The organism is Micromonospora sp. NPDC005197, from assembly GCF_040608295.1.
Taxonomy (GTDB): domain Bacteria; phylum Actinomycetota; class Actinomycetes; order Mycobacteriales; family Micromonosporaceae; genus Micromonospora.
Map to the genome: position 1 here is coordinate 1 of NZ_JBEXHY010000112.1, position 16,669 is coordinate 16,669.

Annotated in this window: 18 protein-coding genes; 9 read left to right on the forward strand and 9 right to left on the reverse strand. The window is 73.9% G+C overall.

All coding sequences use genetic code 11. The annotated features are described in order from the left end of the window. Window positions 1–376 precede the first annotated feature (376 nt). On the forward strand, window positions 377–1,003 hold the full coding sequence (locus ABZU46_RS25630) for a LysE family transporter (RefSeq protein WP_354861723.1): 627 nt from the start codon (window positions 377–379) through the stop codon (window positions 1,001–1,003). A 106-nt stretch (window positions 1,004–1,109) separates the two neighbouring features. Next, window positions 1,110–1,778 carry an acVLRF1 family peptidyl-tRNA hydrolase gene (locus ABZU46_RS25635; RefSeq protein WP_354861725.1) on the forward strand — a complete coding sequence of 223 codons (669 nt, stop codon included), beginning with the start codon at window positions 1,110–1,112 and terminating at the stop codon, window positions 1,776–1,778. Between the two features lie 68 nt (window positions 1,779–1,846). On the opposite strand, the gene ABZU46_RS25640 is transcribed toward ABZU46_RS25635, so the two are convergent. Next, window positions 1,847–2,761, reverse strand: coding sequence for a neutral zinc metallopeptidase (locus ABZU46_RS25640; RefSeq protein WP_354861727.1), 915 nt, complete (start codon window positions 2,759–2,761; stop codon window positions 1,847–1,849). A 246-nt stretch (window positions 2,762–3,007) separates the two neighbouring features. Here ABZU46_RS25640 and ABZU46_RS25645 point away from each other — a divergent pair, with 246 nt between their 5' ends. Beyond that, window positions 3,008–4,612 carry an ABC-F family ATP-binding cassette domain-containing protein gene (locus ABZU46_RS25645; protein ID WP_354861729.1) on the forward strand — a complete coding sequence of 535 codons (1,605 nt, stop codon included), beginning with the start codon at window positions 3,008–3,010 and terminating at the stop codon, window positions 4,610–4,612. A 45-nt stretch (window positions 4,613–4,657) separates the two neighbouring features. Here the strand turns inward: ABZU46_RS25645 and ABZU46_RS25650 are convergent, their stop codons facing one another. Then, window positions 4,658–5,257 (reverse strand): cadmium resistance transporter, encoded by a 600-nt coding sequence (locus ABZU46_RS25650; RefSeq protein ID WP_354861731.1) that lies wholly within the window; start codon window positions 5,255–5,257, stop codon window positions 4,658–4,660. Window positions 5,258–5,469: 212 nt separating this feature from the next. Between ABZU46_RS25650 and ABZU46_RS25655 the strand changes: the two genes are divergently transcribed. From ABZU46_RS25655 to ABZU46_RS25665, 3 genes are all read left to right on the forward strand, one after another. Beyond that, window positions 5,470–5,697: a helix-turn-helix domain-containing protein gene (locus ABZU46_RS25655; RefSeq protein WP_007462679.1), complete on the forward strand. Its 228-nt coding sequence runs from the start codon at window positions 5,470–5,472 to the stop codon at window positions 5,695–5,697. 46 nt (window positions 5,698–5,743) lie between these two features. After that, a complete protein-coding gene (locus tag ABZU46_RS25660; RefSeq protein ID WP_354861732.1) occupies window positions 5,744–6,511 on the forward strand; it encodes an enoyl-CoA hydratase/isomerase family protein in 768 nt (255 codons plus the stop codon). Between the two features lie 114 nt (window positions 6,512–6,625). Beyond that, a complete protein-coding gene (locus tag ABZU46_RS25665; RefSeq protein ID WP_354861747.1) occupies window positions 6,626–8,602 on the forward strand; it encodes an ABC transporter ATP-binding protein in 1,977 nt (658 codons plus the stop codon). Between the two features lie 4 nt (window positions 8,603–8,606). On the opposite strand, the gene ABZU46_RS25670 is transcribed toward ABZU46_RS25665, so the two are convergent. The 7 genes from ABZU46_RS25670 to ABZU46_RS25700 all read right to left on the reverse strand — a co-directional run bounded on the left by ABZU46_RS25670 (window position 8,607) and on the right by ABZU46_RS25700 (window position 13,777). Further along, window positions 8,607–9,095, reverse strand: a complete 489-nt coding sequence (locus ABZU46_RS25670) for a hypothetical protein (RefSeq protein ID WP_354861733.1) — start codon at window positions 9,093–9,095, stop codon at window positions 8,607–8,609. A gap of 209 nt (window positions 9,096–9,304) precedes the next feature. After that, complete coding sequence (gene mug, locus ABZU46_RS25675; RefSeq protein WP_354861735.1) at window positions 9,305–9,904, reverse strand: G/U mismatch-specific DNA glycosylase; 600 nt, start codon at window positions 9,902–9,904, stop codon at window positions 9,305–9,307. A 152-nt stretch (window positions 9,905–10,056) separates the two neighbouring features. Further along, window positions 10,057–10,818: an SDR family oxidoreductase gene (locus tag ABZU46_RS25680; RefSeq protein WP_354861737.1), complete on the reverse strand. Its 762-nt coding sequence runs from the start codon at window positions 10,816–10,818 to the stop codon at window positions 10,057–10,059. Further along, window positions 10,803–11,327 carry a hypothetical protein gene (locus ABZU46_RS25685; protein WP_354861739.1) on the reverse strand — a complete coding sequence of 175 codons (525 nt, stop codon included), beginning with the start codon at window positions 11,325–11,327 and terminating at the stop codon, window positions 10,803–10,805. Before ABZU46_RS25685 ends, ABZU46_RS25680 begins: the two co-directional genes overlap by 16 nt. After that, window positions 11,324–12,142 (reverse strand): DUF692 domain-containing protein, encoded by an 819-nt coding sequence (locus ABZU46_RS25690; protein ID WP_354861741.1) that lies wholly within the window; start codon window positions 12,140–12,142, stop codon window positions 11,324–11,326. Before ABZU46_RS25690 ends, ABZU46_RS25685 begins: the two co-directional genes overlap by 4 nt. Beyond that, a complete protein-coding gene (locus tag ABZU46_RS25695) occupies window positions 12,139–13,071 on the reverse strand; it encodes a TIGR04222 domain-containing membrane protein (protein ID WP_354861743.1) in 933 nt (310 codons plus the stop codon). Before ABZU46_RS25695 ends, ABZU46_RS25690 begins: the two co-directional genes overlap by 4 nt. 133 nt (window positions 13,072–13,204) lie before the next feature. Further along, complete coding sequence (locus tag ABZU46_RS25700) at window positions 13,205–13,777, reverse strand: TetR/AcrR family transcriptional regulator (RefSeq protein WP_234591495.1); 573 nt, start codon at window positions 13,775–13,777, stop codon at window positions 13,205–13,207. A 78-nt stretch (window positions 13,778–13,855) separates the two neighbouring features. On the opposite strand from ABZU46_RS25700, the gene ABZU46_RS25705 reads away from it, so the two are divergent. The 3 genes from ABZU46_RS25705 to ABZU46_RS25715 all read left to right on the forward strand — a co-directional run bounded on the left by ABZU46_RS25705 (window position 13,856) and on the right by ABZU46_RS25715 (window position 16,567). Beyond that, window positions 13,856–14,716 (forward strand): carbon-nitrogen hydrolase family protein, encoded by an 861-nt coding sequence (locus ABZU46_RS25705; RefSeq protein ID WP_354861744.1) that lies wholly within the window; start codon window positions 13,856–13,858, stop codon window positions 14,714–14,716. Between the two features lie 65 nt (window positions 14,717–14,781). Next, the gene (locus ABZU46_RS25710) at window positions 14,782–15,426 is read left to right on the forward strand and encodes an HAD family hydrolase (RefSeq protein ID WP_354829501.1); all 645 of its coding nucleotides are present in this window, start codon (window positions 14,782–14,784) and stop codon (window positions 15,424–15,426) included. A gap of 208 nt (window positions 15,427–15,634) precedes the next feature. Then, a complete protein-coding gene (locus ABZU46_RS25715; RefSeq protein WP_354861745.1) occupies window positions 15,635–16,567 on the forward strand; it encodes an RIO1 family regulatory kinase/ATPase in 933 nt (310 codons plus the stop codon). The last annotated feature ends 102 nt before the right edge of the window (window positions 16,568–16,669 follow it).

Below are 16,669 nucleotides of genomic sequence, written 5' to 3' on the forward strand. Positions count from 1 at the left end.
GGGTACAAGATCCGTCCCTTGGGCTACACCTTCTGACCCACCTATCCTCTTGGGCGCGGCACCCACCCGGGTGCCGCGCCCTCGTTCCGTCGGGGTCAAGCGGCCAGCTCGACAGCTCGCACGTTTCTGCAGCTAGCAGGAGTGTCGCCTTGGTGGCAGCAGAGCAAAGCGTCCGACGCGGGCGGTCGCCTGCCGGACGAAGGTCACCAGACGTCACCGGTCCTCCCAACGAAAAACCGCTGGTCCGATCGGGCCGGTCGGCGCACGATGGGCGGGTGATCGAGGCGTACCCGAAGCAGGCTCCTGTCCGTGCGGCCACCGCCGCACGCCGACAGCGGACCGGCTCCGGGCGTGCCTCGACCCGCTACCGACCGTCGTGACGGCCGCGTTCCTCGCTGGGCTGGTCGCCGGCTACGGCGTCGCCGTGCCGGTCGGCGCGATCGCGGTGCTGGTCCTCGGGCTCAGTGCGCGTACGTCGTTCCGGGTCGGCGCCGCCGGCGCGCTCGGTGTGGCCACCGCCGACGGGTTCTACGCCACCATCGCGGTGCTCGGCGGCGCGGCGATCGCCGGGCTGATCGCGCCGGTCGCCGGGCCGCTGCGGGTGGTCGCGGCCGTGGTGCTGCTTGCGCTCGCTGCGCACGGCGCGTGGCGGGCGCTGCGCCCGAGGCCCACCGCCACCGCGCCGAGCGTCGGGCGGGGGATGGACACGCCGGTCCGGGCGTACGCGGGCGTGCTGGCGCTGACCCTGCTCAACCCGGCCACCGTGGTCTACTTCGCGGCGCTGGTGTTCGGCCGCGGCGACACCGCCGAGGCCGGGCCGGTGGCCGCGGCGCTCTTCGTGCTCGGCGCGTTCGTCGCCTCGGCGAGCTGGCAGCTGCTGATCGCGGGCGGCGGCACCCTGGTCGGGCGGCTGTTGGCCGGCCCGCGTGGGCGGCGCGCGACGGCGCTGGCGTCCAGCATGATCATTGCTGGCCTTGCGGTCGTCGTCCTGCTGGGTCGATAGCGGCCCGACCTCCGTCGTTTTCCCGGCCGCAGTGGATCTGCCCGCCTCACCGGGACCAGGTGCGGGGCGACCGCCTCCGGCCGGCGCCGTGCCGTACGGTCGGATCATGAGCAGCCGACCCGCAGCCGGCGGCGGCCGGTGGGTCGAGGTGGCCCCCGGCCGGATCGCCCGCTGGGTCGAGGGCTTCACCGACCGGCACGGCCCGCCCACCACGACCGTCGAGGGGTACGGGCTGCGGCTGGCCGCCCCCGACGGTGCCACCGCCGAGCTGCACGCACCACCGGGCGCGCCGTCCGCCGCCGACCTGGCCGGATTCGTCGCCGCGGCGACCGCGCCCCGCCGGCTCGGGCTGCTGCTGGCCCGCAAGGGTTCGGTGGCGGTGGGCGTCGCGGCGGGGGAGGAGCTGGAGGTGTCCAAGGTGGACACCCGGTACGTGCAGGGACGCACGGCCGCCGGTGGCTGGTCGCAGCACCGCTTCGCCCGGCGGCGGGACAACCAGGCGAAGGCGGCACTCGGTGAGGCGGCCGACCTTGCCGTACGGCTCCTGCTGCCGGAGGCCCGGACGCTGGCGGCGCTGGTCTGCGGCGGTGACCGGCGGGCGGTGGACACCGTGCTGGCCGACCGGCGGTTGGCCCCGCTTGTCGCGCTGCGCGCGGAGCGACTGCTCGACGTGCCCGAGCCCCGGCACGCGGTGCTGGTGGAGGCGATCGCCGCGGCGCGCGCGGTCCGCGTCCTGGTCCGCGACTCCGACCCGGCGGCCCCACCGCCGGGCTGAGTCGGGCGGGGACGGCGGCGGCCGCCGGGCGGGTGCCCGGCGGCCGCGGTGGCGCGTTGGTGCGCCGGTCAGAGGTTGCCCGCGAAGGTGTCGCAGGTCTTCGGGTCGCCGCTGTTGTAGCCCTGCTCGAACCACTTCTGCCGCTGGGCGGCGGTGCCGTGGGTGTACGAGCTCGGGTCGTTGCCCCGGCCGGACTTCTGCTGAATGGCGTCGTCGCCGATCGCGCCGGCGGTGTTCACCGCGTCCTGGATGTCCTGCTGGCTGATCGACTTGAAGATCGCCTGGTTGTTCTTCGACTTGGTCTCGGTGGCGTGGTTGGCCCAGGCGCCCGCGAAGCAGTCCGCCTGCAACTCCAGCCGGACCGAGCCGGAGGTGGGCCCGGTCTTGCCGTCCTGCGCCTTGGCCTCGGTGCCGAGCAGGTCCTGCACGTGGTGGCCGTACTCGTGCGCGAGAACGTACGGCTGGGGGAACTCGCCGTTGACGCCGAACTCGGACTTGAGCGTGTCGTAGAAGGTCAGGTCGATGTAGACGTGCTTGTCCGCCGGGCAGTAGAACGGGCCGACACCCGAGTCGGCCTGACCGCAGCCGGTGTTCACGCTGTCGCTGAAGAACCGGGTGGTGACCGGTTGGTACTGGTCGCCGAACGCCTTCGGCATGGCGTCCTTCCAGTAAGCCTGGATGGAATTGATGTAGAGGGTGTTGCGGCAGTCCTCGGTCTTGGTCGCGCTCGCGGAGCACTCGGCGTCCAGGCTGGAGTTGTCGGCCGGCTGGTCGCTGCCGCCTCCGCCGCCGAGCTGGCTGAGCCCGAACCCGCCACCGGCCAACGCCAGCACGACGGCGATGATGATGCCGATCAGGCCGCCGCCCCGGCCGCCGCCCCCGGGGATCGGGATCCCGAGGCCTCCGCCCCCGCCGCCTCCGCCGGATCCACGCATGTCCTCTACCTGACTGGTGTCGACCTGCGCGTTCTCGTTCAGCTCCATCGTGACCTCGATCGCGTGAAATGTCCTGTGATACGCCGTCAGCGCCGGACCGGGTCCGGACGGCGTTCCGGTACCCGATGATCTTGATTGGTAATCCAGCCCGGCCGCCCGACCCGCGCCCCGGTACACTTGTCCCCGTGCCGCGCTGCGAAGGCTGAACCGCCCCGCGCCGACGGGCCCACCGCCCGCCGGCGCTTTCGCGTGCCCTGAGTCAGCCTTCCAGACCCCGAGAGCGAGTCCCACGAGATGATCACTGCCACCGGCCTGGAGTTGCGCGCCGGCTCCCGGATCCTGCTGTCCGACACCACGCTGCGCGTGCAGCCCGGTGACCGGATCGGCCTGGTCGGCCGCAACGGCGCCGGCAAGACCACCACGTTGAAGGTGCTCGCCGGCGAGGGGCAGCCGTACGGCGGGCAGATCGACCAGCGCAGCGCCATCGGCTACCTCCCGCAGGACCCGCGCACCGGCGACCTGGAGGTGACCGGCCGCGACCGGGTGCTCTCCGCCCGCGGCCTGGACGTGCTGATGGCGCAGATGAAGGAGATCGAGGCCCAACTGGCCGAGGACGCCAGCGACAAGCTGGTCCGCCGCTACGGCGCGCTGGAGGACCAGTTCGCCGCCCTGGGCGGGTACGCGGCCGAGGCCGAGGCCGCCCGGATCTGCGCCAACCTGGGGCTGCCGGACCGCGCGCTCGCCCAGACCATCGGCACCCTCTCCGGCGGTCAGCGCCGCCGCATCGAGCTGGCCCGGATCCTGTTCCGCGACGCCGGTGAGAACGGCGGTGGCATCCTGCTGCTCGACGAGCCGACGAACCACCTCGACGCGGACTCGATCACCTGGCTGCGCGGCTTTCTCGCCAACCACAAGGGCGGCCTCATCGTGATCTCCCACGACGGCGCGCTGCTGGAGTCGGTGGTCAACAAGGTCTGGTTCCTCGACGCCACCCGAAGCGTGATCGACGTCTACAACCTGGGCTGGAAGGCGTACCTGGAGGCCCGCGAGACCGACGAGCGCCGCCGCCGCCGGGAGCGGGCCAACGCGGAGAAGAAGGCCGGCGCGCTGATGGCGCAGGCCGACAAGATGCGGGCCAAGGCCACCAAGACCGTCGCCGCGCAGAACATGGCCCGCCGCGCCGAGAAGCTGATCTCCGGCCTGGAGGAGGTGCGCGTCGCCGACCGGGTGGCCAAGGTGCGCTTCCCCAGCCCCGCCCCGTGCGGCAAGACGCCGCTCACCGCGACCGGCCTGTCCAAGTCGTACGGCTCGCTGGAGATCTTCACCGACGTCAACGTCGCGGTGGACCGGGGTTCCCGGGTGGCCATCCTCGGGCTCAACGGCGCCGGCAAGACGACGCTGTTGCGGATGCTCGGCGGGCTGCTCACCCCGGACACCGGCGAGGTGCACGCGGGCCACGGGCTGCGGTTGGGCTACTACGCCCAGGAGCACGAGACGCTGGACGTGGAGCGGACGGTGCTGGAGAACATGCGGGCCGCCGCCGTCGAGCAGTCCGACACCGACCTGCGCAAGATCCTCGGCGCGTTCCTGTTCTCCGGCGACGACGTGAACAAGCCGGCCGGGGTGCTCTCCGGCGGCGAGAAGACCCGGCTGGCGCTGTCCACCCTGGTCTGCTCCGGCGCCAACGTGCTGCTGCTCGACGAGCCGACGAACAACCTCGACCCGGTCAGCCGCGAGCAGGTGCTCGACGCGATTGCCAACTACCCGGGCGCCATCGTGCTGGTCACGCACGACCCGGGTGCGGTGCTCGCGCTCAAGCCCGACCGCGCGATCCTGCTGCCCGACGGCGACGAGGACGCCTGGAGCGACGACCTCCTCGAACTGGTCGAGTTGGCCTGACCGGCCCGGCTCGGGCCGCCCGCGGCGGCAGGGGGCGGGTCCGCCTCAGCCGAGCAGGTCCACCAGCCGGCCGAGCACGCCGGAGCTGACCAGGATCACCACGCCGATGGCGACGAAGATCGTCGGCACCAGCCAGTGGCCGGCGCGCTCCACCAGCCGGACCACCCGGCGGTGCCCACCCAGCCAGGCCGCGGCGGCGCACCACAGGCCGACGAGCACCACGAAGACCAGCAGGAAGACCGCGCTGTCGCCGGGGCCGAGAGCCCGGAACACGGGTACGTAGACGGCCACGTTGTCGGCGCCGTTGGCGATGGTCACCCCGGCCACGCCGAGTGTCCCGGTGACGACCGTTGCCGGCTCGTCGTCGTCCGAGCCGCACAGCGCGCGGACGCCCAGCGCGATCGGCAGCAGGCCGAGCAGCCCGGTCCACGGGTCCGGCACGACCAGCAGCCCGGCGGCGATCACCGCGCTGGCCAGGGCGAGCGCGCCGATGCCGAGGTACTGGCCGGCGACGATCTGCCAGGTGCGGGGCCGGCCGGTGGTGCGGGCCGCCACGAAGAACAGCGTGAGGATGACGATGTCGTCGATGTCGGTGGCGGCGAAGACCACCGCCGCTCCGGCCGCCGTACCCAGCAGGTCGATCACGCCCGGGAGCGTACGGGCCGAGGCGTCGCCGCTCGGCGGTGGCCCTTCCGGACGGTGTGCCGGGACCGATCGCGAGGATCACTCTATCGGGAAGCTGACATTGCATAGCGTGTCGGTTGGCGAAGAGTTGATATCTGGCGCATGATCGTCCGAGGCGGTCTAATAGGTGGGACCGTATCCGAACCGCACAGTCTGGGACGTGAGGACACAGCATGGCAGCCACTGGCACAGCCACCAGCACTGAGAAGGGTCGCCGGATCGTCGGAGCCGAGCGTCAGACGCTCGCCAAGGACCTGGTAAAGCGGTACACCTCGGGGGAGAGCATCCGCGCGCTGGCGGCCTCGACCGGCCGTTCCTACGGGTTCATTCACCGAGTGCTCACCGAGTCCGGGGTTCAGCTGCGTCAGCGCGGCGGTGCCCGGCGCCGCAAGAAGGCGTGACCCGCCCCTTCGCGTCGTTCACCAGCGCCGCGCCCCGGGCAGCCCGGTGACCGCCGAGGCGACCGGGGTTCGGCTGACCTGCGACGGGCCGGTTGCCACGGTGACGTTGTGCCGGCCCGACGTGCTCAACGCCCAGACGCCGGCGATGTGGCGCGCGATGAGCGACTTCTCCCGCGACCTGCCCGGCGACGTCCGGGTGGTGGTGGTGCGTGGCGAGGGGCGTGCGTTCTCCGCCGGCCTCGACCTCGCGGTTGCTGGCGCCTCCGGCCCGGGGTCGTTCGCCGAGTTGGCCACGCTGCCCGAGCAGGAGTGCGCCGACCAGATCGCGGCGTTCCAGGCCGGCTTCACCTGGCTGCACCGGCCGGACGTCATCTCCGTGGCCGCCGTGCAGGGGCACGCGATCGGCGCCGGTTTCCAACTCGCGCTGGCCTGTGACCTGCGGGTCCTGGCCGCCGACGCGAAGTTGTCGATGGCCGAGGTGACCCTCGGGCTGGTGCCCGACCTGGCCGGCACGAAGCGCCTCGTCGAGCTGGTCGGCTATTCCCGGGCGCTGGAGATCTGCGCGACCGGCCGCCGGCTGGACGCCGCCGAGGCGGACCGGATCGGCTTGGCCACTCTTGTCGTACCACCGGCCGAGCTGGACGGCGCGGTCCGTGACCTGACCGCGGGCCTGCTGGCCGGGGCCCGCGACGCGGTGGTGGAGATCAAGGCCCTGCTCGCCGGCGCTGCGGGGCGGTCGCACGCCGACCAGCAACGCGCCGAGCGGGAGGCGCAGACCCGCCGCCTGCGGGATCTGACCGGCCGAGGAGAATAGTAAGGACCGTACGGGAAGATCCGGGTTACGACCGAGGTTGTCAGAGTCGTCGGGAGAATTGACCTGACGTGTGTGGTCCACCCGACGACCCGGAGGTGAGCGGTGTCCAACCCGATGTCCGGCGGTGGCATGGCCGGGTGGAGCATGCTCCGGTCGATGCGTAACCGCGACGAGGTCTCCACCCACCGGCTCAAGCACGGCGTGGCCCGCCGCATCGTGGCCTTCGCCCAGCCCTACCGGCGCGACATCATCGTCTTCCTGGCCACCGTGGTGCTGGCCGCCATCATCGGCGTGGCCACGCCGGTGCTCGCCGGTGACGTCATCAACGCGATCAACCGGGGCGGCAGCGAGGCCGGCCGACTCGTGGTCCAGCTGGCCCTGTTCATCGCCGGGCTGGCGGTCGCCGACGCGCTGCTGTCGCTGGCCCAGCGGTGGTATTCGGCCCGCATCGGCGAGGGCATCATCCTCGACCTGCGTACCCGGGTCTACGACCACGTGCAGCGGATGCCGCTGCAGTTCTTCACCCGCACCCAGACCGGTGCCCTGGTCAGCCGGCTCAACAACGACGTTCTGGGCGCCCAGCGGGCGTTCACCTCCACCCTGTCCGGTGTGGTCAGCAACGTCATCCAACTGGTCCTCACCGCCGCGGTGATGTTCACCCTCTCCTGGCAGATCACCGCGCTCTCGCTGGTGCTGCTGCCGATCTTCATCATCCCGGCGCGACGGGTCGGGCGGCGGCTGGCCGACATCACGCGCGAGGCGTACAACCTCGACGCCAAGATGAGCGCGACCATGACCGAGCGGTTCGGGGTGGCCGGCGCGCTGCTGGTGAAGCTGTTCGGCCAGCCCGAGATCGAGGCCCGCCGGTTCGCCGACCGGGCCGAGCGGGTGCGTGACATCGGCATCCAGTCCGCCATGTACTCCCGGACGTTCTTCGTGGCGATGCTGCTGGTCGCCTCGCTGGCGCAGGCGCTCACCTACGGCCTCGGCGGTTGGCTCGCCGTCACCGGCGGCGTCAGCGCGGGCACCGTGGTGACCCTCGCGCTGCTGCTCACGCGGCTGTACGGGCCGCTCACCGCGCTCTCCAACGTCCGGGTGGACGTGATGAGCGCGCTGGTCTCCTTCGACCGCGTCTTCGAGGTGCTCGACCTCGAACCCGGCATCGTCGAGAAGCCCGACGCGGTGCCGGTGCCCCGCGGCAACGGTCGCGTCGACTTCCGCGACGTCCGCTTCCGCTACCCGAGCGCCGCCGAGATCTCCCTCGCGTCGCTGGAGGAGGTCGCCACCCTCGACCGGACCGTCAACGAGCCGGTGCTCAAGGGCGTCTCGTTCAGCGTCGAGCCGGGGCAGATGGTCGCCCTCGTCGGCCCGTCCGGCGCCGGCAAGTCGACGCTGTCCATGCTCATCTCCCGCATCTACGACGTCACCGACGGCCAGGTGCTGGTCGGCGGGACGGACGTGCGCGACGCTACGCTCGCCTCCCTGCGCGACGAGATCGGCGTCGTCACCCAGGATTCGCACCTGTTCCACGAGACGATCGCCGAGAACCTGCGGTACGCCAAGCCGGACGCCACCGACGACGAGATCTGGGCGGCGCTCGCCGGCGCCCAGGTCGCCGACCTCGTCCGGTCGCTGCCCGACGGGCTGGACACCACGGTGGGGGAGCGCGGCTACCGCTTCTCCGGCGGCGAGAAGCAGCGCATCGCCATCGCCCGCCTGCTGCTCAAGGCCCCGTCGATCGTGATCCTCGACGAGGCGACCGCACACCTGGACTCGGAGAGCGAGGCGGCCGTGCAGCGGGCGCTGTCGGTGGCGCTGGCCGGGCGTACCGCCCTGGTGATCGCGCACCGGCTCTCCACCGTCCGCGACGCCGACCAGATCCTCGTGCTCGACGGCGGGCGGATCGTCGAGCGGGGCCGCCACGACGAGCTGGTCGCGGTCGGCGGGCTCTACGCCGAGCTGTACCGCACCCAGTTCGCGGTCGCCGACTCGCCCCGGCCCTTCGTGGACGCGACCGGCTCCGAGCCGGTGGTCATGCCCCTGGGCACGTACGTCGCCGACGAGGCGATGCCACCCGCCGCCGCCAACTGACCCGTCAGGTGTCGATCGGGGGGTGCGGCGAGTCGATCGTGCGCACGCCCCGCGAGCGCAGCAACGCGTTGACCCGGTCGGTGATCTGCCGGTCGGGCTTGCGCAGCATCCAGATGCGACCCACGAGGACCGCGCTGTTGGGGCCGGGCACGTCCCACGGCCCGCCGTTGGGGTAGACAGCCAGGGCGACCTGACCGAAGCCCGGCCGGGTCAGGCCAGCTTCGCGGATCTCCTCCCATCGGTAGCGGCGAGTGACCCGGCCACGGCGCCGAATCCACAGTCCGGTCTCGTCGGCCAACAGGGCGTCGCCCCGCTGTCGCCAGGCCACCACCACCGTGGTGAGCAGAAGAGCGACCGGTACGAACGGGAAGGTGGGCGCCAGCCAGATGCCAGCGGCGACCAGCGCGGCGAGCGCACCGAGCGGGACGAGGACCGCGGGCCACAGCCGCGAGGCGAGCAGCTCCTCCAGCCCAGGCTTGCAGTCGTCGGCCATGTGGCGTTCGTCCCCAGTCCACGATGGAACGAACCTGTCGATCATGGTGCGGGGACCAGTGGAAGCGGCAGCCCAGGAGTGGGTTACTCGGCTACGAACACACCCACGCCCCCGAGCGTTGATCGACTCGGGTTCCTGGAATCGGGGGTGTCCCGGTCGCGTCGACAGCCCGACTTCCATGAAGTCGAGTCGATCAATGGCCGGGTGCGTCAGTGCGGGCGACGGTCCGGCAGGCCGGTCGCCTCGCGCAGCTCGGCGAACGCGGCCCCCAGCGTGACCGGCGTGAAGTGCGCGTTCAGGCCACTCGGGTTCGGCAGCACCCACAGCCGCGCCCCGGCCAGCGACTCCGGCTGCGGCCCGAAGGCGGCCTTCGGCCGCTGAAAGCCGATCCGGTACGCGGTCACCCCGACCACGGCCACCCAGCGCGGCCGGTAGCGGGTCACCTTGTCGGTCAGGATCGCGGCGCCGTCCAGCAGTTCCTCGGCGCTGAGCTCGTCGGCGCGGGCGCTGGCCCGGGCGGCCATGTTGGTGATGCCGAGCCCGAGGGCCGGCAACTCGCCCTGCTCGCTCGGGTGCAGCAGCCGGGGAGTGAACCCGCCCAGGTGCAGTGCCGGCCAGAACCGGTTGCCAGGCCGGGCGAAGTGCCAGCCGGTGGCGGCCGACCAGAGGCCCGGGTTGATCCCGACGAAGAGCACCGACAGCTCGGGCGCGAGCACGTCGGGGATGGTCCGGTCGGTGGCGGCGGCCAGGTCCGCCTTGCTCGGCCGTGGATGCGCGGCACCCGCACGACCTCCCAGCGCGGGCGGCACATCCCCGCCTCGGCCGCCCCCGCCGGGCGTCAAAGCGCCGGCTCGGCCGCCGGGTGCGGGAGCGCCGCTTCGCCCGCCGGGTGCGGGAGCGCCGCCCCGCCCGCCGGGTGTCGAAGCGACGGCCCGGCCGCCGGGTGTCGGAGCGCCGGGTGTCACAGGCCGCGCAGCGCGCCGCCGTCGACCGGCACGGTGAGGCCGGTCAGGTAACTGGCGGCGGGGGAGAGCACGAACGCGGCCACCCGGCCGAACTCGGCCGGGTCGCCGAGGCGTCGCAACGGGATGCTCGCCTCCGCCTCGGCGCGGGCGCGCTCCGGGTCACCGGTGGCGGCGAACAGCTCCCGGTTGCGGTCGGTCAGGATCCGGCCGGGCAGCAGGCCCACCACCCGTACGCCACGCGGGCCGTAGTCGTCGGCGATGTCCTTGGCGACGCCGACCAGGCCGGGCCGCAGGCCGTTGGAGATGCCCAGGCCGGGCACCGGGCCGCGGGCCGAGGTGGAGAGCACCAGCCCGATCGCGCCCCCGTCGGGCAGCGCGGCGGCGACGGTGCGCGCCGCGCGGACGGTGCCCAGAAAGACGGTCTCGAAGGAGTGCCGCCACTGCTCGTCGGTGATCGATGCCGCATTGCCGGCGGGTGGGCCACCGACCGAGATGAGCGCGCCGTCGATCCGGCCGAAGTGCTTCCGGGCCGCCGCGACGAGCCGCTCCGGGGTCTGCGGGTCGGCCAGGTCGGCGGTGACGCCGACCGCCCGGTCCGGGCCACCCAGCGCTTCGGCGGCGGCGTCGACGGCGTCGGCGTCGCGGGCCGAGAGCACCACCCGCGCGCCGTCGGCGACCAGGCACTGCGCCGTCGCGTAGCCCAGGCCGCGGGAGGCGCCGGTGAGCACGTACACCCGGTCGGTCAGTCCGAGATCCATGTCGCCGATCCTGCCGCATCCGGCTCGGGCCCGCCAACGTGGGCGGGCGGACGCGCGGCGGGGCGCACCAGGCGTACCCGACCGGCGATCTGCACCGCGACGGCCCCGCCGGCGCGGGCCACGGCCGGCAGCCGGCGCGGACGCGGCGCCCAACGCCCGTCGTAGCGCAGGCCCGCCTCGCGGACGGCCAGCTCCTCGGCGCCGGCCGGCGGCAGCGCGTCGCGGTCGCGCAGCGCCCGGGCCAGGTCCCAGCCGTCGCGCAGGGACCCGGCGGTGGGGCGCTCGGCGGCCCAGTCGGCGAAGGTCGCCGGCCAGGCCGTGCCGAGGCCGGCGGCGAGCAGCGGCCAGTGCCGGGCCACCTCACCGGCCCGTTTGCGTCGCAGCGCCGCCCGGGTGGCGGCCAGCGGCCCGGCCGCGAAGCCCGCCGGCGGCGGACCTCCGGCGACCAGCGTCGCCACCAGCTCCGCCTGCCGTGCGGCGAGCCCGGCGCGGGGGTCGGTGCCCGTCACGTCACGGCCGGGAAGCCGGCGGCGGTGGCCAGGGCGTCCAGCTCGGCGCGCAGCTCGGCGGCCGGTGGATAGCCGCCGTCGCGTTCCAGCAGGAGCGCCGGTGGCCGCTGCCGGGCGCAGAGCGCGCGGACCAGCTCCAGCACCTCCGGCGGCACCGGATCGGTGTGCGTGTCGTGGTAGAACCCGCCGTGCTCGGCCCCGCCGGCCACGTGCACGTAACCGATCCGGTCCAACGGCAGCCGGTCGAGCAGCGCGAGCGGGTCGCTGCCCCGGTTGCGGGCGTTGGCGTGCACGTTGGCGATGTCCAGCAGCAGCAGCGCGCCGGTGCGGTCGAGGATCTCGGTGAGGAAGTCCGCCTCGTCCAGCTCGTCGTCGGGCCAGTCGAACAGGGCGGCGATCGGCTCCAGCGCGATCGGCACGGGCAGCTCGGCCTGCGCCCGGGCCACGTTGGCGCAGACCGCGTCGACCGCCTCCCGGCTGCGCGGCAGCGGCAGCAGATGCCCGGCCTCCAGCCCGCCGGCCCGCACGAACGCGATGTGCTCGCTGACGAGCGGGGCGTCCATCCGCTGCGCGACGGCGGCCAGGTGGGCGACGCGGGCCGGGTCGACCGGCTCGGCGCCGCCGAGGGAGAGCCGCACCCCGTGCGGTACGACGGTCACGCCGCGCTCGGGCAGCTGCGCCAGCCCCGGCGGCAGCGGCCCGGTCGCCGGCACCGACTCGGCCACCACCTCGACGAAGCGCAACCCGGGCAGCTCGGCCACGAAACCGGCGATCTCGGGACGCCAGCCGATGCCGACGCCGTACGGGGCGGTCATCCGCCGCACCCACCGCCGCCGCATCCGCCGCCACCGCCGCCACCGCCACCGCAGGAGCTGCCGCCGCCACACGAGCTGCCGGCGGTGCCCGATGACCCGGTGCTGGTGCCCGAGGACCAGCCGCTGCTGGCGATGGCCTGCCGCTGGATCTCGGCCTGCTCGGCGAAGCCCGGGTCGATCGCCCAGAGGGACGCGGTGCCGTACAGCGCCACGCCCATCGCCGCGCCCGCCGCGCCGTAGGTGGCGTACGCGGGGGACGAGGCGGGGGCCAGGTGGGTGTGCCGCTTACGCAGGTCGCGCAGCGCGGCGCGACCGGCCCGGCTGGTCTGCGGCACCCGCCAGAGCAGCAGCACCGCCACCAGCACCCCGACCAGGGTGAGCAGCAGGTAGCCCACGGGCCGCCCGTTGGCCAGGCCGGCGAACAGCCGTACGACGCCGAGCACCAGCAGCGCGGCGAGGAGCCGTGCCCACCGCCGTGCGGTGGCCCGTCGCGTCGGGCTCACGAGCAGGCCACGCTCTTCGAGGCCGGTGCGGAGCTGGTCGAGCGCGGCGACCACCCGTTCGTTCTGGCCCAGGTCCCGGACGCGGGAGTGCTGGTGGGCCGCCCAGTGGATGGCGTTGTCCAACGGGGTGAGCCCCGTCGGCGCCGCCCCGACGGTGGTCAGCCGGCGGTCCGGCCGTACGCCGATCGCCCCGCTGCCGCGGAGCCCGCCGAGCGCGGCGTGCACGGCGAGTGCGGGCCCACCGTTGAGGTACGCGACCTGTTGCGGGCCGAGCGGGTCGGCGGCGGCCTGCCCGCCTTCGGTGGCGAGGCGTACCCGGTGCAGCACCGCGAGGGCGACCACGACGGCGACCGCCACGAGGTAGAGCCGGAGGAAGGTCGGGCCGGGGATGCCCCAGGTGTCGCCCGACGCGGCGTGGACGATCATCGACTGCTCCTGTCGCCGGAGGGATCGGCGGCCCCATTGTGGAGCACGACCGCCACGGTCCCCGTCCCGGTGCGCGGCCGGCGTTCAGCGGCGGCGGACGGCCTCCTCGACCAGGCGACGGTGCGGCCGGCGCTCAGCGGCGGCGGACCGCCTCCTCGACCAGGTCGAGCACCGGGCCCAGGTCGCCGGCCGGTCGGCCCATCGCCAGGTGCAGCACCAGGCCGTCGTAGGCCAGCTCCAGGAACTGGGCCAGCACGTCGATCGGTACGTCCTCGCGCAGCACCCCGGCGTCGCGTTGGCGGGCCAGCCGGTCGCGGGTCGCCTCGGCGATCGCGGCGGACCGTTCGGCCCAGCGCTTGGCGAACGCCGGGTCGGTGCGCAGCCGGCGGGAGACCTCCAGTTGACTGCCCAGCCAGCCGGTGGTGTCGGGGGAGACCGCGCGGGCCAGCAGATCGCGCATCACCTGCACCAGACCGTTGCGGGCCACCGTCTCGACCATGGCGGCGGCGTCATCCTCCGCGACGGCGAGGAAGAGCGAGTCCTTGTCCCGGAAGTGGTGGAAGATGGCGCCCCGGGACAGCCCGGTGGCCTCCTCGAGGCGGCGGACGGTCGCCCCCTCGTAGCCGAGCCGCGCGAAACACGCCCGCGCGGCGGCGAGGATCTCCTGCCGGCGCGCGTCGAGCTGGTCCTGGCTTACTCTGGGCACACGTCGATCGTCGCAGGTCACCCCCGGCCTATGCAAACCGTACGTACGGCTTGGTGCGGTGCCGTTTACCATCCTCCGGTGACCCCGCCTCACCCCACGCCCACCGCGGCGCTGACCGTCGCCACCGTCCAGGCCGCCCCCGTACCCGGTGATGTCGCCGGCAACGCGACGGCCGCCGCCGAGTTGGTCCGTCAGGCCGCCGGACAGGGCGCCCGGGTGGTCGTCCTCCCCGAGCTGTACCTGTGCGCGTACCACCCGCCGACCCTCGCCGCCGACCCGGTCGGCACCGACGTCGTGGCCGACCCGGCCGGGGTGGTCGCCGACGGTCGGCTCGACCCGTTGCGCGCCGCGGCGCGGACGGCCGGGATCACCGTGGTGGTCGGGGCGGCGGCGCGGCACCCGGACGGTCGGCGCACTATCGCCGCCCTTGTGGTCGACCGCGCCGGCGCGATCCGGGTCGGGTACGACAAGCAGCAGCTGTGGGGCGACGAGCGCGAGCTGTTCAGCCCCGGCGGTCGGGGCGCCACGCTGCTGGTCGACGACTGGCGGCTCGGGTTGGGCATCTGCTACGACGGCTGCTTCCCCGAGCACGGCCGGGCCGCCGCGCTCGACGGCGCGCACGCCTACCTGTGCCCCAGCGGCTACCTGGCCGGCTCCGAGCACCGCCGGGACCTGTACTACGCCGCGCGGGCCCTGGACAACACGATGTTCGTGGTCTTCGCCAACGCGGTCGGCGGCGGCGACCCGTGGCGGTTCAACGGCGGCGCGGCGATCTACGACCCGCAGGGACGTACGCTCGCCCGGGGCGCTGACGAGGGCACGGCGGTGCTGGTGGCGACCCTCGATCCGGCCGCGCTCACGGCCACCCGGTCGGCCCATTCGATGCTCGCCGATCTGCTGCCGAGCCAGGGCGGCCCACGGGTGTCGCTGACCGGTTGAGCCCACCGTCAGGTCGACACCCGCGGGATCTGTTGGCGGACACGTCGGTCCCGTAGGGTGCCCGAGTGCCACTGCTCCTGCTGGACCTGGACAACACCCTGCTGGATCGGGCCGGGCCGTTCCGCCGCTGGGGTGAGCGCTTCCTGGACGGTATCGGCGCGCCCCCCACCGACATCGACTGGCTGCTCTCGATCGACGCGGACGGGTTGACCGACCGCTGGGACCTGGCCGACGCGATCCGGGACCGCTACGAGCTGCGGATCCCCTCGATCGACCTGGTGGAGGAGCTGCACGACGGGGTGGTGGCGCAGACCCGCCTCGATCCGCTGACCGCCTGCGCGCTGCGGATCGCCGACGACGCGGGCTGGGTGCCGGTGGTGGTCTGCAACGGCACCGTACGCGTCGAGGACGCCAAGATCCGCCGTACCGGCCTGGACCGGTACGTCGCCGACTGGGTGATCTCCGAGGAGGCCGGGGTCAGCAAGCCCAACCCGCGGATCTTCGCGCTCGCCGCGCAGCGGGTCCGGATGCCGCTGCGCGGCGCCTGGGTGGTCGGCGACAGCCCGGAGGCGGACATCGGCGGCGCTGCCGCCGTCGGGTTGCCCAGCGTCTGGCTGCACCGGGGACGGACCTGGTCGGACGTCCGGTTCGCGCCGAGCCGCACGGTGGACGGGCTGATCGCCGCGGTCGCCACGGTGCTCGCGAGCTGACGCGGTTCGCCGCCGCCGGACGCGGCGCGCACCGGCCGGGCGGCGGCAGCGGTAATTCGATTGACCGGCCGTCGGGGCGACGGCAGCATGGGCGGCGCATCGTGCACCCGGGCGTACGCCCGGTCGAGGAGAGGGGGTCGGTCATGGCCGTCTTCGCAGGTCGCTTCCAGCTGCCTAACTCAGCCTCGACCAAGGGAACCTCACCACAGTGCGCGATCATGACCTGCCGGCGCTGGAGCGCCGCAGCCGCGGCAAGAGCCGCTTCGACGACGACGAACCGCAGTTTCTGAAGCGCGGGCGGCCCACCGAGCCGCTCGCCGACCCCGACGGCGATCCTGACCCGGCCACCGGCGAACGCTGGTCGTCGTGGGACGACGCCGTGCACGGCCCTGCGCCGCATCCGCAGTGGCTGGTCACCGAGCTGGCCGCCAAGGACACCGAACTGGGTGTGTTGAAGACCGGTAAGGAGGCGGACGTCCACCTGGTCCGCCGGGCGGTACCGGACACGGACCGCTCCTGCCTGCTGGCGGTCAAGCGATACCGGGACGCCGAGCACCGGCTGTTCCACCGCGACGCCGGCTACCTGGAGGGGCGCCGGGTGCGGCGGTCCCGGGAGAACCGGGCGATGGCCGGCCGGACGGCCTTCGGCCGGCAGATGATCGCCGGGCAGTGGGCGGCGGCCGAGTTCGCCGCGCTGGCCCGGCTCTGGGAGATCGGCGCCGGGCACGACCGGATCGCCGTGCCGTACCCCGTGCAGTTGCGGGGCACCGAACTGATGTTGGAGTTCGTCGGCGACGCCGAGTCGGGGCTGGCCGCGCCCCGACTGGCCCAGCTGCGGCCCGGCCCGGCCGAGCTGCGCGACCTGTGGGGTCAGCTGGTCGAGGCGCTGCGCGTGCTGGCCCGGGCCGGCTACGCCCACGGCGACCTGTCGCCGTACAACCTGCTCGTGCACTCCGGGCGGCTGGTCGTGATCGATCTGCCGCAGGTGGTCGACGTGGTGGCGAACCCGCAGGGGCCCGAGTTCCTGGCCCGCGACGTGCGGGTGGTCAGCGCCTGGTTCGTGGCCCGGGGGCTGGGCGCCGAGCAGGTCGACCCCGGTGCTCTGACGGGGGAGCTGCTGCGGGAGGCGGGCATCCGCTGACCGGAGCGGGTAGGGGGGGCCGAGCGGGCGCCCCACCCGCCCCTAACCCTGAATGGAGGTTGGGCTCGTACGAGGGCGTGGGGCGGTGGCCCGGGGTGGGCG